Below are 22,479 nucleotides of genomic sequence, written 5' to 3'. Positions count from 1 at the left end.
TATTCCCTTGGGAATCTCTCGGTTCGCCGACTTGATCGGCCGCGGAACGCCCTCGCCCGCGCATGTGAATCTAGAATTGGCGATTTAAGGACTTGTTAATTATCCCGGCTAATTGGTCTTTTGCGGCAGCATCTTGCCTTCGATCTTGGGCAGCTCGGCGGCGGCGGATTGGTCCGATCCGGCGCGGTGCGCCATTTCAGTGGTCAGGCGCTCGGCCGCCTCCGGCTGCATCAGGCCGAGAATATCGGACATCTTCCGTGGCGCGATCTGCGAGGCGATCTGGTAGAGCACGCTCATCTCGAGTCGGTCGAACACCTTGGCGGCGTCCTTTGGCTTCATGCTCTCATACATCGTGATGATGCCCTTGAAGCGCGCGGCATCGGCCTCGGCCTTCTGGTCGGTCGCGGTGGAAATCCTGGACTCGACGCCCTTCAATTCCTCGACGCGCGATTCAACTTTCTTTTCGGCGGCCTTGAGCAGGCTCTCGCGAATATCGATCTCGCGCGCCCGCGCTTCCAGTTCCTGCCGCCGCGATTGCAGCCGCTCCAGCACCGCGCGCTCCGAAGCCGATACCGGCGCCTGGCCCTCGGGGGGCAACGTAACCGATCCCTGCGGCTTGGATGGCTCGACCGCGGGCGCCTCCGGCTTCGGCGGCTCTTCTTTCTTCTCTTCCTTTTTCTCGTCGACCGAACCGGTAATGTCGCCGCCGCCGGGATCGACCTTGCTGCCCGCAACAGTTCTGCCGGTCGGAAAATTGAAGCTGTCCTGCGCCCAGGATTTCTGGGTCGGCTGCGGGTCGTAATCGAACACATAGCCGCCGTCGATCACGAGGCCCGCGATCTTCAGGACCGCAAAGCCGAAAATCGCAACCACGACGACCGGCATAACGCGAATGTCACGAAAGGCTTTCATGCGGCGAGGCCATTGGACCTTCTGCGTTCGGAAAACGCCTGGGCGGCCTGGGCGATCGCCTTGGCGCTCGATATTTGCGGGACAGCAACTTGGAGAACGGCGGCTTGCGGCGCCGCGGCCTGCGCAACCGCGGCCGGAGCTGCCTCGGACGACGGCCGCGCGGCGCTCGCGATCTTGGACAGCCTGCGAACGACGTTGTCACCTTCGGCGAGTTGCTTCTTCAGTTGCTGCGACATCTGGCTCGCGGCGGTCAACTGGCTGCCGAGATTCTCGTTGACGTCGCGCACCGTGTGCTTGAGCCCGCCGATGGCGCGCTCGGCGATTTCGGTCGCGGTGATCAGCTCGGCGATGGTCGCCTTCAGCGAATTCTCGTCGGCCTTCAGGCGTTTCAACCGCGCATTCAACAGCATGCAATAGCCTATCGTGACCACCAGCAACAATGCGACCAGGCTCTCGATTGCAATTCCTAATGAGTGACTCATTGGGCCTCCAGTGCCTTGTTTTGCTCATCGGCCTTCTCGAACATCGCGAAGGTGGTGTTGGGCTTGCGCAGTTGCTTGGTGACGCGAATGGCGACGCGGTCGCCGACCCGGCCCATCCGCCCCTCGGTCAAGGTGACGTTGCCGCAGCGCACCTCCACCAGCGCGTCAGCGCGCATTTCCAGCGGCAGGGTATCGCCGACTTTCAGCTTCATCAGCTGCTTGAGCGGAATGTCGGCTTCATAGAGCACGGCATCGACCGAAATCTGAGCTTGCGCGACTTCGGTGGCAAAATGGCCTTCCCAGATCGGATCACGCCCAAACTTTTCACCCATGAACATTTGCAGCAGCACGGGGCGGATCGGCTCGATGGTCGCGTAAGGCAGCAGCAACTCGATATTGCCGCCGCGGTCTTCCATGTCGATATGCAGCCGCACCAGGATGGCGGCGTTGGCGGGCCGGCTGATCGCGGCGAAGCGCGGATTGGTTTCCAGGCGATCGATGGTGAAGGTCACCGGCGACAGCGGCCGGAACGCCTGCTCGGCGTCGGCCAGCACTACTTCAACCAGCCGCTTCACGAGATTGGTTTCGATGGTAGTATACGGACGACCTTCGATGCGTAAGGAAGTCTGGCCACGGCGGCCGCCGAGCAGCACATCGATCATCGAATAGATCAGGCTGGAATCGACCGTCGCCAGACCGAAATTTTCCCACTCCTCGGCCTTGAACACGCTGAGCACGGCCGGCAGCGGGATCGAATTCATATAATCGCCGAACCGCACCGAGGTAATGCGATCGAGCGAGACTTCGACGTTATCCGAGGTGAAGTTGCGCAACGACGTCGTCATCAACCGCACCAGCCGGTCGAACACGATTTCGAGCATCGGCAGACGCTCGTAGGACACCATCGCCGAATCGATGATGGCGCGAATGCCGGAATTTTCGTCGACATTGACGTCGCCGACATTAAAGCCGAGCAAATTGTCGATTTCTTCCTGCGACAGAACGCGCTCGCCGCCGTTCTTGCCGCCGCCGAACTCGCGGCCGCCGTCCTCGACCATGGCCGCCCATTGCAGCGCCATCGTGCCGGAGAGTTCGTTGGCGGCAGCCGCTTCAGCGGCCGCCGTCGGATCCTCCGAATCCAGCGAGGCTTCCCATTGCGCTGCGATGGCATCCTGGTCGACTTGATCGTTGCCCGCCATGACCTAAATCCGTCTCGTCATTGAACGACGATTTCCTTGAACAGCACAGCGCTGACTTCGTTGGGCGCGAGCGCCGCGTTAACCCGCCGGGTCAATTCCTCCTTCAGGCGAAACAGCCCGGCGGAGCCGTTCAGATCGGCCGGCCGCAGCTCGCGCATATAGGTCTGGAAAATATCGGTGACGCGCGGCAGCGTCGGCTTGATCGCCTCGACCTGCTTCTCTTCCTTGACCTCGAGGGTGACCTTCACTTTTAGGTATTGCACGCGCTCACCCGGCAAGCCCGCCAGGTTGACCATCAGGTCCGGCACATCGACGAAGGATGGCGGTTTGGCGGGAGGCGCTTCGGCGTGCACCTCTTCGCCGTGATGACGGAAGAAAAAGAACCAGCCGGCGCCGCCGCCGAGGATGGCGAGCAGGCCGACGCCTGCGATGATCAGCTTGAGCTTGCCTTTGGGCGCGGCGCCCGCGGCTTCCGCCGCGCCGTCGTCTGCCTTGTCGCTGTCCGCCATTGCCCCGCCCGGTGTCGCCGTGAATTCAATGCCGCCGGACAGGCTTTAAAACGCGATACAATGCCGCCAGCGCACATGCGCTCTCTAGATACGGACGCTAAGGTAATAATGGTTAACGGAACCTTTCGTTTGACCGGCAGGTAGGAAAAAGTTGCCGGGCAAACATGGTCAACAAGACCTTATTGCCGCCCGTTGGCACCCCCCGCAAAACATCTAAGCCGTTGTGAAATAGACACTTTCCAAACTGGCACGGCTTTCGCTCTGTTGTTAAGCGAACCGGCGGCTTGGGAGAGCCAAGGGTTCGCAGCATCCGCCGATGCGGCCTGGGAGGGCTGAGGCAGCGGATCACTCAAGGGGAGAACCATCGATGGAGAATACGCTTCTCATCGGACTTTCGCGGCAAACGACGCTGGAGCGACAGCTCGACGTCGTCGCCAACAACATCGCCAACGTCAACACGGCAGGCTTCAAGTCCGACTCCTCCTTGTTCGAGGAATATCTGATGCCGGGCGCCCACGAAGACAGATTCGTCGGTCGCGATCGCCGCCTCAGCTATGTGCAGGATCGCGGCACCTACCGCGACTTCTCGCAAGGCCCAACCGAGCAAACCGGCAACCCGCTCGACGTCGCCATTTCCGGCAACGCCTTCCTGGTGGTGCAGACCGCCGGTGGCGAGCGCTACACCCGCGATGGCGGCCTGCATATGAACAATCTGGGCCAGCTGGTGACGGCGGCCGGCGATACGGTGCAGGGCACCGCCGGACCGATCGTGTTTCAGCCGGCCGATCATGACGTCAACGTTTCACCCGACGGCACCATCACCGTGGTGGAGGGCACCGGCCGGACCGATGCGCAACGCGGCAAGCTTCGCCTCGTCAGCTTTGCGGATGCGCAGAAGCTCTTGAAGGAAGGCTCCAACCTCTATTCCGCCGGTGAAGGTGGCGCAGCGCAGCCCGACACCAAGTCGCAGCTGCAGCAGGGCTACCTGGAAAAATCCAATGTCAGCTCGGTAGCGGAGATGAGCCGCATGATCCAGGTGACGCGGACCTACACCCAAATCGCGACCCTGCTGCAACAGGAAAGCGACCTGCACAAAACTGCGATCGAGAAGCTCGCCGACGTTCCGGCTTAAGACCATTTTCGGAGATAACCCATGCAAGCGCTCAACACTGCCGCGACCGGAATGGCGGCCCAGGAACTCAGCGTCAACGTCATCGCCAACAACATCGCGAACCTGCAGACCACCGGCTACAAGAAACAGACCGCCGCGTTCCAGGACCTGATCTACGAGCACATCCGCCGTGTCGGCGCGCAATCTTCCGACCAGGGCACCATCCTGCCGATCGGCATCGATGTCGGCGGCGGCGTGAAGACCGTCGGAACGCCGCGGGCGATGACGCAGGGAACGCTGTCGCAAACCGGCAACGATCTCGATGTCGCCATCACCGGCGAAGGCTTCTTCAAGATCCAGATGCCGGACGGCACCTTTCAATACACCAGGGACGGCACCTTCCAGATGGACAATCTGGGCCGCATCGTCAACGCCCAGGGCAATCTGGTGCAGCCGGCGATCACGATCCCGCAGAACTCTTCCGGCCTGACGGTGAACTCGCAGGGCCAGGTGTCGGTGACACTGCCGAACACCACGACGTCGACCATCATCGGCCAGATCAGCCTCACCCGCTTCATCAACAAGGCCGGGCTGCTGCCGGTCGGTAACAACTTATTCCAGGACACGCCCTCGTCGGGCCCGCCGCAGGACGGCCTCGCCAACGCCGAAGGCTACGGCAGCATCACCCAGGGAAGCCTCGAACAGTCCAACGTCGACGTGGTTTCCGAGATGTCCAACATGATCGCCGCGCAGCGCGCCTATGAAATGAACGCCAAGGTGATCAGCGCCGCCGACCAGATGCTGCAAACCACCTCCGGGCTGTTCCGGTAAGGGAGCTGATGATGATCATCGTTCGTTCGGTTCTGTTCGCGGCCGCGCTGCTCGTGGCCACCGCCGCGACCGCGTTCGCCCAGAGCAGCGACGACGTGATCGCGGCGCCGGTGCTTCGCGCCAATGTCACGGTCGCCGACGACGTGGTGCGGATCGGCGACGTGATCGACAATGCCGGCACGGCGGCGCAGATCGCGATCTATCGCGCCCCCGACCTCGGCACCACCGGCTCGTTGCCGACCACGCAGCTGCTCACCGCGCTGCAGGCCCATCAGGTGATCGGCGTCGACACCAAGGACATCAAGGCGGTCTCGGTCACGAGATTGTCGCGCGCCATCGAGGTCAAGGACATTCAGTCCCAGGTGGCGCATGCGCTGGAACATCGCGGCGGCCTTGGCGAGGCCGTCAACCTTTCGCTGACCTTCGATCGCGATCTTCAGGAGGTCCAGCTCGAAGCCTCCTTTAGCGGCGCCATACAGCCGGTCGCGACCCGCTACGAGCCGCGCAACGGCCGCTTCGACGTCAGCTTCGAGGTCGGCAGCGAAAACAATGCCAAGCCGACCCGGCTGCGCTTCACCGGCACCGTGATCGAGACCTTGGAGGCGGCCGTGCTGACCCGCGACGTCCAGCACGGCGATATCCTCAAATCCTCCGATGTGATGACCGAGCGGCGCACGAAAACCGAAGTCGGAAGCGACGCCGCCGTGCGCAATCTCGCGGTCGGGATGCAAATGCGACGACAGGCTCGCGCCGGCCAGGCCTTGCGGGTCGCCGATCTCGCCAAGCCGGACCTCGTGCAGCGCGACGACAACGTCACCTTGATCTACGAATCCTCCGGTCTGTACCTCACCATTCGCGGCAAGGCGATGGAGAACGGCACCGAGGGCGACGTGATCAACGTCACCAATCTGCAATCCAAGCGCACCGTCTCGGGCGTCGTGATCGGCCGCGGCCAAATCGCGATCAGCGTCGCAACGCCGCGTCTTCCCCCCGCCTCGGATACTTCCAGCGTCGGATCGGCCGAAGCCGCGCCGGTTTCGGTCGCCTCCAGCACCAGTTCGTCAGTCGCTCAAAAAGCCGAGTAAGTTCGATGTCCAAGTATCGTGTGAAGTCTTGTATGAATTCGTTGGGTATCGACCGGCTCATCTTCAACCGGGCGAAGTTCAATCGCATCGCTCTCGCGGGCACCATGCTGACCGTGATCAGCGTCGCCGGCGGCTGTTCGTCGATCGACCGGCTTTCGCAAATCGGCGAGACGCCGAAACTCTCGTCCATCGAAAATCCGACCACACAACCGGGCTACAAGCCGGTGCAGATGCCGATGCCGAAGCCGGAAGCGGTTTCGTATAATGCCAATTCGCTGTGGCGCAACGGCTCGCGGTCGTTCTTCAAGGATCAGCGCGCCCACCAGATCGGTGACCTCCTGACCGTCACCGTCAACATCACCGACCAGGCCAATTTCGCCAACGAGACCCAGCGCAGCCGGTCCACCAGCGAGGATTCCGGCATCACCAATTTTCTGGGCTCGGGCCTGTTAACCGGCACCGCTGCGAAGGTTCTGCCCGGGCGGCTGTTGACCGCCGACGCGACCTCTTCCAGCGACGGCAAGGGAACGATTCAGCGGCAGGAAAGCCTGACCACCAACATCGCCGCCGTCGTCACCCAGTTGCTGCCGAACGGCAACATGGTGGTCGAGGGCAAGCAGGAGATCCGCGTCAATTTCGAAATGCGCGAATTGATCGTCGCCGGCATCGTCCGTCCGGAAGACATCCAGAGCGACAACACCATCGATTCAAGCAAGATCGCGCAGGCCCGCATCGCCTATGGCGGCCACGGCCAGATCAGCGACGTCCAACAGCAGCGCTACGGCCAACAGGTGATGGACGTGCTGTTGCCGTTCTAGCGGTTGATTTCAAGAGCTCCCACATCTCATGGCGAACCTAGGCGCCGTGAGATGTTCTACGCGGCCTCCGCCAGCTCCCCTGGCGGAGGCCGTGCGTATTTTTGCGAGAGCGCGTTCGACTGTTTCTATTTGTTGCGGAATCGAGTCGACTGTGTTGTCGGAGCCACAGGATTTGTAAGCGGCCGATCGACGGTCGAGCCATCGTTGCGCTTTCGCTGCCTTCGATCGACTGCGCGCGCGATCTGTGCACGCAAAGTTGGTTGACGGATAGCTTGCCTCCTGCCGCATCGACGGATTACCGTTGCGGGCTCTGGCAGGAATGGCATGGCAAGTGTACCGCTGTACATCGGTGCGGCAACAAGGCGCGTAGAATGGGTTTGAGAAGCGTTCACGGGGTTGCGGTTACGGTTCTTCTGATGACGATGGCGGGCCACGCACCTGCCCTCGCCGATACCATCGAGGCCGCCTTGGTGCGCGCCTATCAGAGCAATCCGCAGCTCAATGCACAACGCGCCCAGGTCCGCTCCACCGACGAGAATGTTTCGCAGGCGTTGGCGGGCTATCGTCCCCAGGCCGCGATTACCGCCAGCGCCGGCTACCAATATACCGATACCTACGGTATCGCGCCGGCTGCCGAAGGCGAAATTCACGGCACCAACGCACCGCGTAGCGTCGGCGCCACGGTCACGCAGACGCTGTATAACGGCAATCAAACCGCCAACAAGACGCGCGCGGCGGAGAGCCAGGTTTCGGGCGCACGCGAAGGCCTGCGGGTGCTCGAACAGACGGTTCTGCTCAACGCCGCCACCATCTACATGGACTTCCTGCGCGACGGCGCCATCGTCGAGGTTCAGCGCAGCAATGTCAGGGTCCTCCTGGAAACGCTGGACCAGACCAAGGAGCGGTTCCGGGTTGGCGAACTCACCAATACCGATGTCGCCCAGGCCGATGCGCAACTCGCCGCCGGCAAGACCCAGGAACTCGCGGCCGAAGCGACGCTGACGACGACGCGATCGAATTTCCGCCGCATCATCGGCAACGAACCGCAGGCGCTGGCGCCGGGCTCGCCGATCGATCGCTTCCTGCCGGCAACGCTGGCCGCCGCGGTCGATCTCGGCTTGAAGCAGTCTCCGAACGTGACCGCGGCGATGTTCGGCATCGACGTCAACTATCTCCAGGTCAAGATCAACGAAGGCGCGCTGTTGCCGACGCTCACGGTACAGATCGCCGCGCAGGAAGCCTACGAACAGCAACTGATCGTCTTCCGGGAAGCCGCCGTCTCCGCGACCGCGCAGCTCTCGGTCCCGGTCTATCAGGGGGGCGCCGAATATTCACTGATCCGCCAGTCCAAGGAAAGCCTGGAACAGCAGCGTCTCAACCTGGAAATGGTTCGCGACCAGGCCCGTGCCAACGTCGTGACCGCATGGGGGCAATTGGTGGCGGGCAAAGCGCAAGTGGCGTCGGCGCAGTCGCAGGTGAGCGCTTCCGAGATCGCCCTCGACGGCGTACGCGACGAGGCCAAGGCCGGACAGCGCACCACGCTCGATGTGCTGAACGCCCAGCAGGCGCTGGTCAACGCCCGCATCGCGCTCGTCACCGCACAGCACGATCGCGTGGTCGCCTCATATGCGGTCCTGAACGCGGTGGGTCGGTTGTCGCCGCAGGTGCTCAATCTGGCCACCTCGGTCTACGACCCGAGCGTGCATTATCTGCAGGTGCGCGACAAGTGGTATGGCGTCCGGACGCCCGACGGACACTGATCGAGAGAGCCCATCCAGACGCAATCGGCTGCGAGCCCCTTAGCTGCGAACCCCGACCAAAGCCCGGCAGCCGATGATAATCGCCGGCCGTCGCGGCTAGAGCGGGACCAGTCCATCCTCTCGACAAAATTAGCGCCGAAAACCACCATGGGAAACGAAGCTTCGGGGGTGCCTTCGATGCCGCTGACACGTGGCAAGATTATCGGACATGATAGCGAGCGGCTGGCTTTCGTGTTTATCCTGCTGAATGGGGATGAGCCGGTCGAATGCCGGATCAGTGACGCGGCGATGGACGAGCTCATCGGGGTCAAGGGGACCGAGAACAGCGCCCGCCAGGCGCAGTTTTTGGCGCACCGCGACGCCATCGAACAGGTCGCTTCCGATCTGTACGACGAGAAACCGGCCGTAAAGGGCGCGGTGCTGCGGATTTTCACCAAGCATGTTCACCCGACGGCATGACGCTTTCGCGAGGCTGCAACCATCATGATCAGGAATTTCAGCGATCACGCGGCGAATGAACGGACCTTTCTCGCCTGGGTCAGAACCGCGATCGCCGTGATGGCTTTTGGTTTTCTGGTCGAGCGTTTCGACCTGTTCCTGGAGACCGTCGCTCCCTCGCTTTCCGGTTCCGGCCGGATGCTGTCACCCGCCGGGCAGAAGTTCGGCAATTTCGCCGGACTGACGCTGATCGTCGTCGGCACCGCGATGGTTGCGTTGGCGATGATACGTTTCGTCAGGAATGCCAGAGATATCGACAGCGACGAACCGAAACCGGGAGCCGGCTCGAAACTCGATCTCGCTCTGGCGTCCCTGCTGATCCTGCTTGGGCTCTCGATGTTCCTGTATCTGTCGCACGCCGTCGTTCCCACGATCTGAATGCGCGAGCAAGCGTAGCCCGGATGAGCCCTTGCGATATCCGGGTTCGTACCGCGCCTCCCGCATATCGCGAGGGCTCATGCGGGCTACAGCTGAACCGGTATCTTCCGCCGTCTTCAAGCATCGCTGCGGCTCATCTAGATGTGATGAGTTCTTGTTCAGTCGTGATGACTTCTCTCTGTTCGAGGATGATATCAGACCGGCGCTGCCCCGTTCGTCCCCGACGAACAACAGCACCCACTCAGCGTCAAGCGGCTTTGCGAGTTCCGATCATGCTTCGTCGAGCCGCGCGATTCCAGATTGCATCAATGAAAATCATGCGGACAGAGTTGGCCACCGGGCACGCTCCCGAAAAGCACGTGACGTCTACTGCACGCGGCCGCGCCCGGGCGCGGGGGTAGATCATGCCGCAGCGCCAACCAGAGCCTTTGGATATCCATGAATTGGCCATGCTGGCCGACGAAGCTCTTACCGAAGCCCTCAAGCTGCCGAGCGGCCTGGTGCGCAGTGAAGCCCTCAAGAAGGCCAGCCAACTGCGCATTGCCGCCGACAAGCAGGGAATTCGGTTTGCCAGACGAGGCCGGCCGTCACTGACCAAGTAAATATTGGAACAAGTGAATGGCGCGCGATGAGTTTTGCAACCCGCGGCAGCTCCCGCTATCATGGAAGGACAAGATCGCGCGGAGGAACGGGATTGGCGGTCAACAAGGTCAACTGGGCCAAGGTCGGACGCGTCACCGCGCCGGGTCGATACATGTTCAAGTTTGGCTGGCTCACGATCACCGAGCAAGAGCTCGCGGTCTGGCGGCAATTCCCAAACGCATCGTTCACGCTCTACCGGCCGCCGGCAGCCGAAACCGAGGATGACTTTCGGCTAGGCGTGTTCGAATTGCCCGAGCCTTCCGCGGAAGATCCTCCGACGGATTCGTCGAACGATTTTTGGCCCGATCAGAAATGAGGCCAGATCCTGCCGGGATCGGGAGACTGGATCAGGCTACCGCAACCATGGGCTCTGGCTCGGCGTCCTCGGGGAACAACCGATCCCGTCCGGCGACATATTGCTGTTCGCCGGCATGCAGTTTCGCATTATTGGCTTCGCGCTTTTTTGCGTCTTCCTCGGCATACAGGAATGCCAGGAAGGCATAGCGCCGGCCTTTGGTGACGGGCGTCACCTGATGCAGCGCGCCGCATGAAAACACCAGCGCGCCGCCTTCCGGCGGACGGTAGACCTTGCGGCCGAACTCCGGAAACATCAGATCGCAACCTTCAAAATCCTTGTTGAGGTTGATCGAAACGGCAAAACGCCGGTGTTGCGCGCCGGCGTTGACGTTGTCGCGATGGCGATGGAAGTGGCCGCCGACTTCGCTGTCGTAGCAGGCGACGATGTAGCGATCCATCCGCGTCGCCTTGAATTGGAAGTTCTGCTCGATTTGCGGCAATAGCCGGCGCACGATCTGGCCGCGCACCAGTTCGCGGACTTCGGGGGCTGCCACCGGAACGTCGCTGCGGCGCTTGAGCCGCCAGTCGGACAACGTGGTGGTCTTGCCGGCAACATCGAGTTGAAAGCCGGAATCGACGCCGCCCTGCTGCTCGTAGAACTGCACGAGAAAATCGCACAGCTCAAAACTGAAGACGCGCGGCACGATCAGGGCCGGCGCGAACATCGATACGCCGGCGGATTGCTCGACGTCGGGAAGGCCTTGCAGAACCGCGCGAACGGTCTCGGCGTGGCCTTGAGGATTGTCCCAGGCGATATCGGCGATCGATCGCAGCATCGGATCGAGCACGATGGTGCGCGGCATCTCGGATGCACCGAACGAACGGCTGATCGCGCCGTCGTAGTCGGCGAGGCAGAACAGCTTGTTGCTGGCGACCGCGGCGAGGCTATCGAGTTCGCCCGGCGGCCCGGTGAAGACACAGCAGACGACGACATGGTCTTCGGCAAGCCCGGCACTCGCACCGACCAGCCCGGCGAACTCGGTCATCGCGCGCGGATTTGCCGGCGAGCCGAGGAAGCTCAGGACCACCCAGCGGCCGGCGCTGACATGCAGGTCGAACGAGCCGCCCGTTACCAGGGGTGCACTGAACCAGGGTACGGGATCACCTAGAATCATGCGGCCACCGCTTGCTTGCTGGATTGATCACGACAGCCTCTCGAACGGAGGCTGTGCTCGCAAAAAGCTAGCGCGGTCATGGTTAACGCATGCTTAAGCGATACTCAGGAGAACGCCGCGTGCACCGCGCCGAGCTGCGACAGCTCCATCGTCACCTTGTCGCCGGCGTTGAGCCAGATGGTTTTGACCAGGCTGCCGGTCAATACGATCTGGCCGGCGCGCAGGCCCTTGCCATCGGCGGCAAGATGGTTGGCAAGCCACGCCAGCGGATTGTGCGGATGACCGAGCACGTCCGCACCGGTGCCGCGGCTGACCTCGACATCATTGATGATGGCGCGGCCGACCACCTTGAGCAGATCGGGCACGGCGGATCGCGCCACCGGCGCCCCGAGCACGCAGCCGGCGGCATAGAAATCGTCGGCCACCAGCGTCGCCGCGCCGAGGGTCTGCCAATCGACATACCGCTCATCGACGATCTCGATCGCGGGATGATAGGCTTCGATCGCGCGCGCGACGCTGTCCGCCGTGAACGGCGCCTGCGCTGCCGGCAGGTCCTGCCCGAGCCGGACCGCGATCTCGCATTCGACGCCGACGCGAACGAAATCGTTCGATGGCAACGATACGCCGCTGTCATGCACACCCTTGGCGAATACGCTGCCGGCGCAGGGATGGGGAATCTTGAGATATTGCTGCATCACCGCGCTGGTGCAGCCGATCTTGTAGCCGACCATCGCGCCGAAATGCGGCAGCAGCAGATCGCGGGCCGCGCGTTGAATGCGATACCCTTCCGCTTCATCCCGTGGCGCGATGTCGGACGAAAGCGCGCCCAATCGCGTGCGATTGCGGCGGGCGGCGGCGATGATCTGTGCGGCCGCGAGCGTCTTGTCCATCAGCCAAAATTCCCAATGCAGGTTTGAACCGGCGGCAATTGATCATCGAGCCCGGATTTTTACAAGTCGACAAAGCCCGATCCGCCGGTGACCGAAACGGTGCTTATCAGCTTCTCTCCGGTGCCGACGTGCTCAAAGCTTACACCAAGCTGACAGCAACTAAGAAAACCCGAAGGAAAAGCGTTGCGAACCGAAAACAATTTGCCCGTGCCACAATGTCGTGCCATTCGCTCACGAGTGTGAACTGGCTGTAATGTTCCTGGGGAATCCGGATGAAACGCTTCGGCTTTGTTATTTGGTTGTCGTGTGCGTTGCTCGCCACGACCTTGCCGCCTGCCTCGCACGCGCAAATTCTCACCATCACGCTGATCCCTCCGGAGTTGCCGGTCTACGAACAGCCCGAGATTCCGGCGCCGGGCTATATCTGGACGCCCGGCTTCTGGGCCTATGGTCCGGACGGCTATTATTGGGTGCCGGGCACCTGGGTTGAGCCGCCGGACGTCGGACTGCTTTGGACGCCGGGATATTGGGGCTGGCACGACGGCACCTACGCGTGGAATGCAGGCTATTGGGGACCGCATATCGGCTTTTACGGCGGCGTGAATTACGGCTTCGGATATGGCGGAGCCGGTTACGAAGGCGGCTACTGGAACAACGGCGTGTTCGCCTACAACAGGACCGTCAATAATTTCGGCGGCGTCAGGATCACCAACGTTTACAACAAGACCGTGATCGTCAACGCCAACGCGCCCAGGACGAGCTTCAACGGCGGCGCCGGCGGCACGACGGTGCGGCCCACGGCCGAAGAGCAAACCTTCGCGCATGAGCGGCATGTGCCGCCGACCGCCGGACAAGTCCAACACGAAAAGACCGCGAGCACGGACAAGTCGCTGCTGGCGTCGGTCAATCATGGACGGCCGGCGATCGCAGCAACTTCGAAGCCGGGTGAATTCACCGGCAAGGGCGTCGTGCCCGCGCACGAAGTCGCACGGGAAGGAAAACAAGGCCCCGCGCCCGCGGGCCCGGCGGCGCTCGAGAAGAAACCGCCGGTTGCCAATATCGGCCACGCGCCGAATGTCGCAACACCAGCCAAGCCGGTCGGCAATCAGCTCAAAACTAACCAGGTCAAGCCGCGCACCGCGACACCGCCGCCACCTAAGGCGGCCGTGGTGAGACCCGCGCCGGCGCCTCGAGCGGCGGTCGCAAAACCAGCACCGCCGCGCCCGGCCCCGCCGCGACCTGCGCCGGCAGTCCGGCGGCCGCCGCCGCCGAAGCCGCCTGCGCCACATGCCCCGCCGCCGAAGAAACCGCCGCCGCATTAGCCGGCACGGCTTTCGTCAGCCGCGATTCGCGACAGCGGATCGCGGCGAGACGTTGCCGGCCGCAGAATCGAATCAGCGACCGTTGCCGTTTCGATGCGGCTTCGATTTCTTGGAAAAATTATTTAGCAGATCGCTCGCCCCGCCGGGGGCGCCTATCGGAGATCGCCGCTTTCGTCGCTGAGGACGATGAAAGACTCGTCGTCCAGTACGAAACGCGCGACCTCCAACATCCCAAGCTTCAGGTGAGCTCCAAGCGAACGCCGGTTGTCCGCTCTGATGAAGAGGACCGCCTCCCGACCGCGAAAGATCGTTCGAAGCTTCGCATGGAGGGCTTCAAGGACACCATGCCCTCGCGCTTCGGCGGCGATGCAGACCGGGCCGTACACGTAGGCGGCGCAGCTTCGAATCCTCTTTCCGAAGTGAGCAGCGCGCCGAGAAGCCTGTCATCATCGCCGACGGCAACGATGATGCGTTGTTCCGCCGCGATGCGCCGCTGGATTGTTTCGACCGGCCATCGGCCCATCAGCACGCCGCCGTGGTCGGCGGCGTTGGCCGTCAGCAATTCGGAAATGCACTGGGCATCCGACAGCCGGGCGAGCCTGATCCGGATCATGGCCGCGACTTCCTCGTCTCGGCGCCAAGCCTCAGTCGCTCGGCGAAAAACGCGAGCAACCGGGTTGATGCCGATCCTTCGCGCCTGCGCTCGCCAGCAGAATGCCGGACACGGCAACCGGGACGTCGTTCGCATCGCCACCGCGCCGTCGCATGCCCATCCGGTGCGGAAGATCTTACGCGCTACTCGTCGCGATAGACCTTCTCGCGCTTCTCGTGGCGCTCCTGCGCTTCCACCGACAGCGTCGCGATCGGACGGGCTTCGAGCCGCTTCAGCGAAATCGGCTCGCCGGTCTCCTCGCAATAGCCGTAGGTGTTGTCTTCGATGCGCTGCAGCGCCGCGTCGATCTTGGAGATCAGCTTGCGCTGGCGGTCCCGGGCGCGCAGCTCGATCGCCCGATCGGTCTCGGATGATGCGCGATCGGCGAGATCGGGATGATTGACGTTCTCTTCCTGGAGCGTCTGCAAGGTGATTCGGGATTCCCGAAGGATCTCTTCCTTCCACGCCAGCAGCTTGGCGCGAAAATAATCGCGCTGGCGGTCGTTCATGAAAGGCTCTTTTTCGGAGGGTCGATAGTTTTTCAACTTTTCCAAGGTCAGCCCATCTCGTACCAGGCGGCCGAAAAAGTATCCGCCCGCGCGCGCCTTATATAGCGGCGTCATGTGACAGACAATATCGGCCCTGCGGAAAGGCCGACCGTCCCCCAAGGACTCCCAGGGACCCTGCCCGCGACTTTAGCAAGTCCTGGGCAAGGTCCTTGGCAAGGTCCTTGGCGCGGCTTTGGCAAGGCCCGCGAGAGGCCTATAGGCGAGGCCCGGACCGGCAACGCGCTCCGGGCTGCCCATCTTCCTAGTAGCCAACCGTGAATCGCTTGCGGATATGGGCCGGACGCTCGATTTCGTCGGCCAGGGCGACGGCGAAATCCTCGAAGGAAATCCAGCTTTTTCCATCCGCCGCGGTCAAAAGCTGGTCGGTCCCGAGCCGGAACTTGCCGGTGCGCTCACCTGCCGTGAACAGCGCCTGTGGCGACAGGAACGTCCAATTTAGCTGCTTTTCACCGGCCAACAGGTCGAGAAACGCCGCGCCCTTCTCGGCCTCGGCCTTGTATGCCACGGGAAAACCCGGCGTCGTCACCAGCTGCACGCCCGGCGCCACTTCGAGACTGCCGGCCCCGCCGACCACGAGATAGCGGCCCACTTTCGAATCCTTGACCGCGCCGATCAGCTTGACCGGGTCAAAGTCGAGGAAATGGACGGAACTGACCGCGGCATCGTGGCCGGCCAGCAACCCGGTCAGGGAACCCTGATCCGTCACGTCGCCGCGGGTCGGCGTGACGCCGGGCTGTGGCGCGATTTTCTCGGGGTGACGGGCGATGGCGGTGATGGCATGCCCGCGCCGGGCAAGCTCGGCGACGATGCGCGAGCCGGCATTTCCGGACGCGCCGACAACGGCGATTCTCATGACGATTCTCCAGGGCAAGATGATATCTGGTGGTATCCAGTAGTTACCAGATATCAAAAATACTGTAGGTGTTAAGAGAGCACTTTGAACTCACCTGATTACGCCGGAGTAACCCCATGAAGGCCCCCAACGTCTATTCGGCCGACTGCCCGACCCGCCAGATCCTGGATCGGGTCGGCGACAAATGGGCGGTCCTCATCCTGTTGCTGTTGCGGGAGCAGCCGATCCGCTTCAACCAGCTGCGCCGGACCATCGAGGGCATCTCGCAAAAGATGCTGTCGCAGGTGCTCAAGAGCCTCGAACGCGACGGGCTGATCCGCCGGCGCGCGATCGCAACCGTACCGGTGACGGTGGAATATTCGATCACCCCGCTCGGCGCGACCTTGGCCGCCGCAGTCGATCCGCTGCGCGATTGGGCCGAGCATCATCTCAAGGAGGTGCTGGTGGCGCAACGGCGCTACGACGCCCAAAGCAGGTCCGAAGCGGCCTGAAGCGGCCTGAAGTAGACTGCGGCTTGAGGGAGGCGCTAGTTTATTATTTGAGCATGATCTTTTCGGAAAACCGGTTTCCACTTTTCCGGATCATGCTCTAGAACTGGCCGGCTTTGGCGAGTTCGACTTCGACCCGCAATTCGATCTCGGACAGCACCGCATCGAGGCCGGGGTCGCCCGACGAGGATTTGAGGTTGGCGGCGGCGTCGCGCAGCCGGCTCACGGTGGATGCATTGAAACTGCCGGACAGCAAGCCAAGCTTGAGGTCATCGAGCACGTCGAGCGCGCCTTTGCCGCGCTGCACTGACCGCTTGCGGCGCTCGGTGGGATCCTCAACGCCCTGCATGGCGAGCAGCGCATCGATATTGGCCGCGGCCTTGGGTGCGCTGGCGGCGCGGCTCTCGGCGGTCGCCGCGGTGTCCTCCGGCAGCGCAAAGCCGGTCGAGCTGGTCCGCTTCGGCGTGGCCGACGGAGAGCCCAGAGTGGTGCCGTTCGGTCCGTAGATGCGCATGGTCTGATCCCGCTGTGTGCCGCGAGCTTCGCCCCGATATGGTTAAGGGAACGTAAATGACCCGGCAAAATCTGCCGCAACGGCAGTTTCGCCGCTGCCGCGGGCCGGCGCATAAAGCCCCTCCCCGATATTTTATACAGCAAAATCAATCGACTAACAGAAAAATGAGGGATGGCACGGCGCTCGCATAGTTAATGCCGGACCGCCGTCATGGGAGTGGCGCGCAGGTCCAAGCCTAAGACCTCAGCGGGGAGCAGAGGATGCCAAGCGTCGTTTCGGCGAGTGTGTTTCGGATGGCCTGTGCCGCAGTGCTGGCGCTGGCCATGACGTTGCCGGCTGCGCCCGTATCCGCGACCTCCCGGATCAAGGACCTCGCCAATATCGAAGGCGTGCGGCAGAATCAGCTGGTCGGCTATGGCCTGGTCGTCGGCCTCAACGGCACCGGCGATACCCTCAACAACATCCCCTTCACCAAGCAGTCGCTGCAGGCGATGCTCGAACGCATGGGCGTCAACATCCGCGGTGCCACCATCCGCACCGGCAACGTCGCCGCCGTGATGGTGACCGGCAATCTGCCCGCGTTCGGGACTCAAGGCACCCGGATGGACGTCACGGTGTCGTCGCTCGGCGATGCCAAGAACCTGCAAGGCGGCACCCTGCTCGTCACCCCCCTGCTCGGCGCCGACGGCAACGTCTATGCGGTGGCGCAGGGATCGGTTGCGATCGGCGGCTTCCAGGCCGAAGGCGAGGCCGCCAAGATCGTTCGCGGCGTGCCGACGGTCGGCCGCATCGCCAACGGCGCGATCATCGAACGCGAGATTGAGTTCGCGCTCAATCGGCTGCCCAACGTGCGGCTGGCGCTGCGTAACGCCGATTTCACCACCGCCAAGCGGATCGCCGCCGCGGTCAACGATTATCTCGGCGCCAAGTGCGCCGAACCGATCGATCCTTCGACGGTGCAACTGACGATCCCTGGCGAGTTCAAGGGCAACGTCGTCGCCTTCCTGACCGAGATCGAGCAATTGCAGGTCGAACCTGACCAGATCGCCAGGATCGTGATCGATGAACGGTCCGGCATCATCGTGATGGGCCGCGACGTCCGCGTCGCCACCGTCGCGGTGGCCCAGGGCAATCTCACCGTCACGATTTCCGAAAGTCCGCAAGTCAGCCAGCCCAACCCGCTGTCGCGCGGACGGACCGTGGTGACGCCGAACAGCCGCGTCGGGGTGACCGAAGACGGCAAGAAATTCGCGCTGGTGAAAGACGGCGTCTCGCTGCAGCAGCTGGTCGACGGCCTCAACGGGCTCGGCATCGGCCCGCGCGACCTGATCGGCATCCTACAGGCCATCAAGGCCGCCGGCGCGATCGAAGCCGACATCGAGGTGATGTGATGCAGGCCGCCCTCAACACCGTCTACAGCCGCCCCGTCGCCAAGACCGGGACCCCGACCTACCACGGCCATCCGGACTACGACATGGCGAAAGCCCTGCAGAAGGTCTCGCCGCAGGCCCAGACCAAGGCCAAGACCCAGGCGACCGATTTCGAGGCGATGTTCCTCAACCAGATGTTCTCGCAGATGACCTCTGGTCTCAAGGGCGAAGGCCCGTTCGGCGACACCGAAGGCACCGGGATTTGGCGTTCGATGCAGACCGAACAGATTTCAAAATCCTTCGCCAAGGCCGGCGGCGTCGGCATCTCCAACGAGGTCTATCGCTCGTTGATCCTGCAGCAAGCCAACCGCGCCAGCTAGATCCGAACAACCAGACGGGAAAACCAGACATGCAGCAGCATCCACAACGCCGACCGGCCCCCGTCGCGCCGGTCCCGCTGGCGACCACGCCCGCCGAAGCCCGCAAGCTCGCCGAGAACCTGATGGATGTGATGAGCGCGCTGCTTGGCATCATCGAGCGCGAAACCGAACTGGTTCGCGCCGGCAAGCTCCGCGAAGGCATGGCGCTGGAGCCCAAGAAGTCCGAGTTGTCGCGGCGTTATGTCGGCGCCATCACGCACCTGAAGGCCAGCCAGAAATATCTGCACCAGACCGCGCCCGATCTGCTCAACACGCTGCACCGTCACCACGACGTATTTCGCGCCATGCTGCAGATCAATCTGACGGTGCTGGCCACGGCGCACGCCGTCTCCGAAAGCATCGTGCGCGGCGTCAACACCGAGATGCAGCGCCGCAATATTCCCAATACCTATACCGCCGCCGGAAAACGCGCGGCGCCCGGGCCGCGCCACAATACGCCGTTGGCGGTCAGCCGTTCGCTCTAGATTTTTGTTTTGACGCGTTTTCTTCACGCGAGCCGGTACCCACGGAGCCTGTCATCGGGCGCGCGTTCGCCCGACCCGTTGGCTCGAAAACGCTCTGAATATTGCGCTTTGAATATTGCGCGGCCGAAATTTTCGATAGGAACATTTTTCATCAATTTCGCACGCCGGTAGCAGCGCAAACTTCAGCGCGTTTTCTAACGCAACGTTGAGACGTGCCGGTCATAATTGACGTTTGGAGGGGTTGGGATTTGACTCGAGGAAAGCCAGGAGGCTGCCATGAGTACGGATTTCAGCATCAAGCCGGTGGGGGCGCCGGCTGCAATACCCGTTGCTGCGCCAGTGAGCGCCGCGACCAGCAATGCCGTCGGAACCCAGCTTCCGGCCAGCCAAAGCGTCACCGCCGCTGACCCCGGCGCGGGCGTACGCAGCGATTCGCAGCCCGCGAGCGATCTGTCGCACCAGGCCTATCTGGATCGCGCGGCGGGCTCGATCGTCTATCAGGTCATCAATGGCAACACCGGTCAGGTGGTCAATCAATTCCCCGACGAGTCGACCTTGCGTCGTCGCGCCTATTATCGCACGCTCGATCTGACCAAGAGTCAGCCGACCGGGCTTCTCGCCACCGACCGCAGAGCGTGACTTCGCAAAGCCTGACGCCGACGGAGAAGAACTTGAGTTGGAAAAATTGAGCTGAAAAAGCCGGGCGATCAGGCGCGCCCTGCAAGACCCGCGGCGATGTTCGAGTTGATGTTGATCAACGATTGGATCTTTTCCGGGGTCGGAGTGGACTGCAATTCGACGGTCCGCTGCAACACGAACATCGCGATGTTGCGGATGTTCTGGCGGATCTCGACCGGCTGAGGATTGTCGTTGCTTTCCGCGGCCGTCATGAAAATGGTCCAAAGCCTTCGATTGAACAGCAGCGCGGCTTGAAAGCGCCTGTCGGCCTTGTTGCAGTCTTGCTGAACTTCCACCAGCTTCCTTGCTGCCATCAACAGGGTCTGCGCTTCGATGTCACGGGGAGAAGAAGACTGTTGTGCGGTGCGAGCGTAGGCGTTGGCAGCGTTGGACATTCATGACCTCAACGGGAACTGGTACAGGCAGGCTTCGCGCTGCCTAGGTTTTATACGTCCCTGCTTTTAAAATTGAGTTAGCGGAGATTTCCAAATGCGATGAAACCGCGATACGCCGAAGTCTCTGATGGCTCACGCGAAAACTCGTTCGCGCCAGATCCTGTTCGCACCGATTTTATCCCCGCAAAACTACGGTGTCGCGACGGAGTTCGCGCGGCCCAGCAAAAACGGCGGAGTTTTTTTCTCCGCCGTTTCAAATTGTTTCCGGAAAGATCGGATCAGCGCAACAGCTGCAGCACGCTCTGCTGAGACTGGTTGGCGAGCGCCAGCGCGGACACCGCGATCGACTGGCGGGTCGACAGCGCCTGACTGTTGGCCGCTTCCTCGTTGGTGTCGGCCAAGGTCAGGTTCGACGCGCCGGTCTGCAGCACGTCGATCAGGTTCTTGTTGAAGTCCTGGCGGATCTCCACGATCGACAGGTTCGAACCGAGCGAAGAGGCTTCGCCGGCGAGCGTGGTGCTGGCCTGCTGCAATTGTGTCAGCACCGTATTGGCGGAGTTGTTATCCAGGAAGTCGGTCCCGACGTTGAGGTCCGAAAGGCTGAGGCCGGCATCGTTCAAGACGGTGCCCTGGATCGTGAGCTTCGATGCGCCGGTCTCGTCGAACGTCAGATTGAGGGTATCGCCGTTCAACAGGTTGATCCCGTTGAACGAGGCATCCTGCGACGTGGTGTTGATCTGCGACAGAACCTCATTGTACTGCGACACCAGATTGGCGCGGGTTGACTGCGAGTTCGGATCGGCGACAGGAGCGCCGCCCCCGTTGGCCGCGTTGACAAAGGCCGCGCCGGCGTTGGTCACGGCCGTACCGGTGATCACCGGGTTCGGCGAATTGTTGCCGATGGTCGCGGAGGCTGCGTTGTTGGTGGTCGAGATGTTGATGTGACCTGACGTGTCGACGCTGGCCTGCAAATTGTTCGCCGCCAGCGCCGTATTGAGCTGGTTGAGGGTCGAAATCTGACCGGTGCCGGTGCCGAACACGATATTGGTCGCCGTACCATTGCCGGTTGCGGCAATCGAAAGATTTTCGCCCTCCAGCAACGGAGGGATCACATCCGTCGTCCCGGCCGGGGTTCCGGCCGTGGACAGAGCCGTCAGACCGAGCGCCGCAAGCGCGTTGCCGGACCCGCCGGCGATCTTCAGGTTGGATGTCGTCCCGGTGCTGATCTGGAGTTCGCCAGCTGCGGCGCCAGTACCGACGGTCGACGGAACGGCGGTTTTGGTGATGCCGTCGATCGCAGTCAGAACGGACTGGAGGCTCTCCTGGCTGCCGGAGCCGATACCGATCGTGACGTTGCCGTTGGCGTCCGTCGTCGTCGTCGTCTGCGAGGAGCTGAAGGTGATGGTGTTGTTGTTGATCTTGAGGACCGACCCGTCGGCGGGCTGGTTGGCAAGGGTAAGGCTGTCGGTGCCGGCAGCGCCAACCAACAATGTGCCGGCAGTAGTCGCCACCGCGGGCGAAGACTGGTTGGTCACGGCCGATCCGGTAGCGATGGCGTTGATTCCTGGTCCCAACAGATTGTTCGCGGTCGCGCCCGGAATGGCGGACGACGTGACGTTGGATTTCGTGGTGTAGCCGGTCGGCGCCTGCAGCACCTGGTTGGCGATCGATTGCGCGTTGGCGATCAGGCTTTGCAGCGAGGTGATGCCGGTGTTGGCGGCTTGCAGCACCTGCACGCCGTTACCGATGCTGTCGAGCAGGTTGCTGATATCGCCGGCGCGGCTGTTGAGGCCCTGCGCGGTGAAGAATTCGGTCGGGTTGTCCAGCGCGGTATTGACCTTGTTGCCGGTCGAGAGGTCATTCTGCGTGGTCGCCAGCAACTGGGCCGTATTCTGCAGCGAGAGCAGGTTCTGCCGAACCGAAGCCGAGAGAACGATACCGGACATGGGTCACCTTCCAAATTTGCGTATCCGGGTTTTATCGGGACTCCTTTAAATTATGGTTAATGACGCTTTAAGTTTCATGATTAACGCTTTGTAACCTCATACGCCCAGCCGAGCTGGATACCGTTTCGTGTCGAGAAAGCGCGTCAAAGCAACAAGATAGCGTCCATTCGCGCCCTGCGCACGGCCGCTTTTACGCGCAAA

Annotated in this window: 27 protein-coding genes; 15 read left to right on the top strand and 12 right to left on the bottom strand. The window is 62.3% G+C overall.

The features are described from left to right. Positions 1–108 precede the first annotated feature (108 nt). Genes GSQ88_RS16075 through fliL form a run of 4 tightly spaced genes read right to left on the bottom strand, consistent with a single transcriptional unit; the run spans position 109 to position 3,102 of the window. Positions 109–912: a MotE family protein gene (locus GSQ88_RS16075; protein WP_159008703.1), complete on the bottom strand. Its 804-nt coding sequence runs from the start codon at positions 910–912 to the stop codon at positions 109–111. Beyond that, a complete protein-coding gene (locus GSQ88_RS16070; RefSeq protein WP_159008702.1) occupies positions 909–1,394 on the bottom strand; it encodes a DUF6468 domain-containing protein in 486 nt (161 codons plus the stop codon). The genes GSQ88_RS16075 and GSQ88_RS16070 overlap by 4 nt, the downstream gene beginning before the upstream one ends. Beyond that, positions 1,391–2,593: a flagellar motor switch protein FliM gene (gene fliM / locus GSQ88_RS16065; protein ID WP_159008701.1), complete on the bottom strand. Its 1,203-nt coding sequence runs from the start codon at positions 2,591–2,593 to the stop codon at positions 1,391–1,393. The genes GSQ88_RS16070 and fliM overlap by 4 nt, the downstream gene beginning before the upstream one ends. 17 nt (positions 2,594–2,610) lie before the next feature. After that, positions 2,611–3,102 carry a flagellar basal body-associated protein FliL gene (fliL, locus tag GSQ88_RS16060; RefSeq protein ID WP_159008700.1) on the bottom strand — a complete coding sequence of 164 codons (492 nt, stop codon included), beginning with the start codon at positions 3,100–3,102 and terminating at the stop codon, positions 2,611–2,613. A 367-nt stretch (positions 3,103–3,469) separates the two neighbouring features. Between fliL and flgF the strand changes: the two genes are divergently transcribed. The 9 genes from flgF to GSQ88_RS16015 all read left to right on the top strand — a co-directional run bounded on the left by flgF (position 3,470) and on the right by GSQ88_RS16015 (position 10,541). Next, positions 3,470–4,234, top strand: coding sequence for a flagellar basal-body rod protein FlgF (flgF, locus tag GSQ88_RS16055; protein ID WP_159008699.1), 765 nt, complete (start codon positions 3,470–3,472; stop codon positions 4,232–4,234). A 21-nt stretch (positions 4,235–4,255) separates the two neighbouring features. Continuing rightward, positions 4,256–5,044 (top strand): flagellar basal-body rod protein FlgG, encoded by a 789-nt coding sequence (flgG, locus tag GSQ88_RS16050; protein ID WP_159008698.1) that lies wholly within the window; start codon positions 4,256–4,258, stop codon positions 5,042–5,044. A gap of 5 nt (positions 5,045–5,049) precedes the next feature. Continuing rightward, positions 5,050–6,129 (top strand): flagellar basal body P-ring formation chaperone FlgA, encoded by a 1,080-nt coding sequence (gene flgA, locus GSQ88_RS16045; RefSeq protein WP_502706736.1) that lies wholly within the window; start codon positions 5,050–5,052, stop codon positions 6,127–6,129. Positions 6,130–6,233: 104 nt separating this feature from the next. Continuing rightward, positions 6,234–6,947, top strand: a complete 714-nt coding sequence (gene flgH / locus GSQ88_RS16040) for a flagellar basal body L-ring protein FlgH (RefSeq protein WP_246784839.1) — start codon at positions 6,234–6,236, stop codon at positions 6,945–6,947. A gap of 416 nt (positions 6,948–7,363) precedes the next feature. Then, on the top strand, positions 7,364–8,707 hold the full coding sequence (locus GSQ88_RS16035; protein ID WP_246784820.1) for a TolC family outer membrane protein: 1,344 nt from the start codon (positions 7,364–7,366) through the stop codon (positions 8,705–8,707). A gap of 177 nt (positions 8,708–8,884) precedes the next feature. Beyond that, positions 8,885–9,166: a DUF1488 family protein gene (locus GSQ88_RS16030; RefSeq protein ID WP_159008938.1), complete on the top strand. Its 282-nt coding sequence runs from the start codon at positions 8,885–8,887 to the stop codon at positions 9,164–9,166. 24 nt (positions 9,167–9,190) lie between these two features. Next, positions 9,191–9,583 (top strand): YidH family protein, encoded by a 393-nt coding sequence (locus tag GSQ88_RS16025; RefSeq protein WP_174248027.1) that lies wholly within the window; start codon positions 9,191–9,193, stop codon positions 9,581–9,583. A gap of 404 nt (positions 9,584–9,987) precedes the next feature. After that, positions 9,988–10,185: a hypothetical protein gene (locus tag GSQ88_RS16020; RefSeq protein WP_159008695.1), complete on the top strand. Its 198-nt coding sequence runs from the start codon at positions 9,988–9,990 to the stop codon at positions 10,183–10,185. A gap of 92 nt (positions 10,186–10,277) precedes the next feature. Next, positions 10,278–10,541 carry a hypothetical protein gene (locus GSQ88_RS16015; RefSeq protein WP_159008694.1) on the top strand — a complete coding sequence of 88 codons (264 nt, stop codon included), beginning with the start codon at positions 10,278–10,280 and terminating at the stop codon, positions 10,539–10,541. A gap of 31 nt (positions 10,542–10,572) precedes the next feature. On the opposite strand, the gene GSQ88_RS16010 is transcribed toward GSQ88_RS16015, so the two are convergent. After that, positions 10,573–11,697, bottom strand: a complete 1,125-nt coding sequence (locus GSQ88_RS16010; RefSeq protein WP_159008693.1) for a 2OG-Fe(II) oxygenase — start codon at positions 11,695–11,697, stop codon at positions 10,573–10,575. 104 nt (positions 11,698–11,801) lie between these two features. Then, positions 11,802–12,587 carry a 2-keto-4-pentenoate hydratase gene (locus tag GSQ88_RS16005; RefSeq protein ID WP_159008692.1) on the bottom strand — a complete coding sequence of 262 codons (786 nt, stop codon included), beginning with the start codon at positions 12,585–12,587 and terminating at the stop codon, positions 11,802–11,804. Positions 12,588–12,859: 272 nt separating this feature from the next. On the opposite strand from GSQ88_RS16005, the gene GSQ88_RS35260 reads away from it, so the two are divergent. Then, entirely contained in the window at positions 12,860–13,909 is a 1,050-nt protein-coding gene (locus GSQ88_RS35260; protein ID WP_210253826.1) for a YXWGXW repeat-containing protein, read from the top strand. A 238-nt stretch (positions 13,910–14,147) separates the two neighbouring features. Here the strand turns inward: GSQ88_RS35260 and GSQ88_RS15995 are convergent, their stop codons facing one another. The 3 genes from GSQ88_RS15995 to GSQ88_RS15985 form a co-directional block, all read right to left on the bottom strand. Next, the gene (locus tag GSQ88_RS15995; RefSeq protein WP_246784819.1) at positions 14,148–14,522 is read right to left on the bottom strand and encodes a hypothetical protein; all 375 of its coding nucleotides are present in this window, start codon (positions 14,520–14,522) and stop codon (positions 14,148–14,150) included. 182 nt (positions 14,523–14,704) lie between these two features. After that, positions 14,705–15,070 carry an RNA polymerase-binding protein DksA gene (gene dksA / locus GSQ88_RS15990; protein ID WP_174248026.1) on the bottom strand — a complete coding sequence of 122 codons (366 nt, stop codon included), beginning with the start codon at positions 15,068–15,070 and terminating at the stop codon, positions 14,705–14,707. Positions 15,071–15,371: 301 nt separating this feature from the next. Then, positions 15,372–15,983, bottom strand: coding sequence for an NAD(P)-dependent oxidoreductase (locus tag GSQ88_RS15985; RefSeq protein WP_159008690.1), 612 nt, complete (start codon positions 15,981–15,983; stop codon positions 15,372–15,374). Positions 15,984–16,099: 116 nt separating this feature from the next. Between GSQ88_RS15985 and GSQ88_RS15980 the strand changes: the two genes are divergently transcribed. After that, positions 16,100–16,474, top strand: a complete 375-nt coding sequence (locus tag GSQ88_RS15980; protein WP_159008689.1) for a winged helix-turn-helix transcriptional regulator — start codon at positions 16,100–16,102, stop codon at positions 16,472–16,474. Positions 16,475–16,571: 97 nt separating this feature from the next. Here GSQ88_RS15980 and GSQ88_RS15975 read toward each other — a convergent pair whose 3' ends face one another. After that, entirely contained in the window at positions 16,572–16,985 is a 414-nt protein-coding gene (locus GSQ88_RS15975; RefSeq protein ID WP_159008688.1) for a flagellar assembly protein FliX, read from the bottom strand. A gap of 260 nt (positions 16,986–17,245) precedes the next feature. Between GSQ88_RS15975 and GSQ88_RS15970 the strand changes: the two genes are divergently transcribed. The 4 genes from GSQ88_RS15970 to GSQ88_RS15955 all read left to right on the top strand — a co-directional run bounded on the left by GSQ88_RS15970 (position 17,246) and on the right by GSQ88_RS15955 (position 19,898). Then, entirely contained in the window at positions 17,246–18,376 is a 1,131-nt protein-coding gene (locus tag GSQ88_RS15970) for a flagellar basal body P-ring protein FlgI (RefSeq protein ID WP_159008687.1), read from the top strand. Next, entirely contained in the window at positions 18,376–18,735 is a 360-nt protein-coding gene (gene flgJ / locus GSQ88_RS15965; protein WP_159008686.1) for a flagellar assembly peptidoglycan hydrolase FlgJ, read from the top strand. The genes GSQ88_RS15970 and flgJ overlap by 1 nt, the downstream gene beginning before the upstream one ends. Before the next feature lie 29 nt (positions 18,736–18,764). Continuing rightward, positions 18,765–19,259, top strand: coding sequence for a hypothetical protein (locus GSQ88_RS15960; RefSeq protein WP_159008685.1), 495 nt, complete (start codon positions 18,765–18,767; stop codon positions 19,257–19,259). A 276-nt stretch (positions 19,260–19,535) separates the two neighbouring features. Continuing rightward, positions 19,536–19,898, top strand: coding sequence for a hypothetical protein (locus GSQ88_RS15955; protein ID WP_159008684.1), 363 nt, complete (start codon positions 19,536–19,538; stop codon positions 19,896–19,898). Between the two features lie 68 nt (positions 19,899–19,966). Here GSQ88_RS15955 and flaF read toward each other — a convergent pair whose 3' ends face one another. Continuing rightward, positions 19,967–20,332, bottom strand: coding sequence for a flagellar biosynthesis regulator FlaF (flaF, locus tag GSQ88_RS15950; protein WP_159008683.1), 366 nt, complete (start codon positions 20,330–20,332; stop codon positions 19,967–19,969). 278 nt (positions 20,333–20,610) lie between these two features. Next, positions 20,611–22,278, bottom strand: coding sequence for a flagellin N-terminal helical domain-containing protein (locus GSQ88_RS15945; protein ID WP_159008682.1), 1,668 nt, complete (start codon positions 22,276–22,278; stop codon positions 20,611–20,613). Positions 22,279–22,479: the final 201 nt, after the last annotated feature.

It is taken from the genome of Bradyrhizobium sp. S69 (assembly GCF_009766005.1).
Classification (GTDB): domain Bacteria; phylum Pseudomonadota; class Alphaproteobacteria; order Rhizobiales; family Xanthobacteraceae; genus Bradyrhizobium.
Note: the sequence above shows the minus strand (reverse complement) of the source record. Positions and strands in the feature narration are given on the sequence as shown.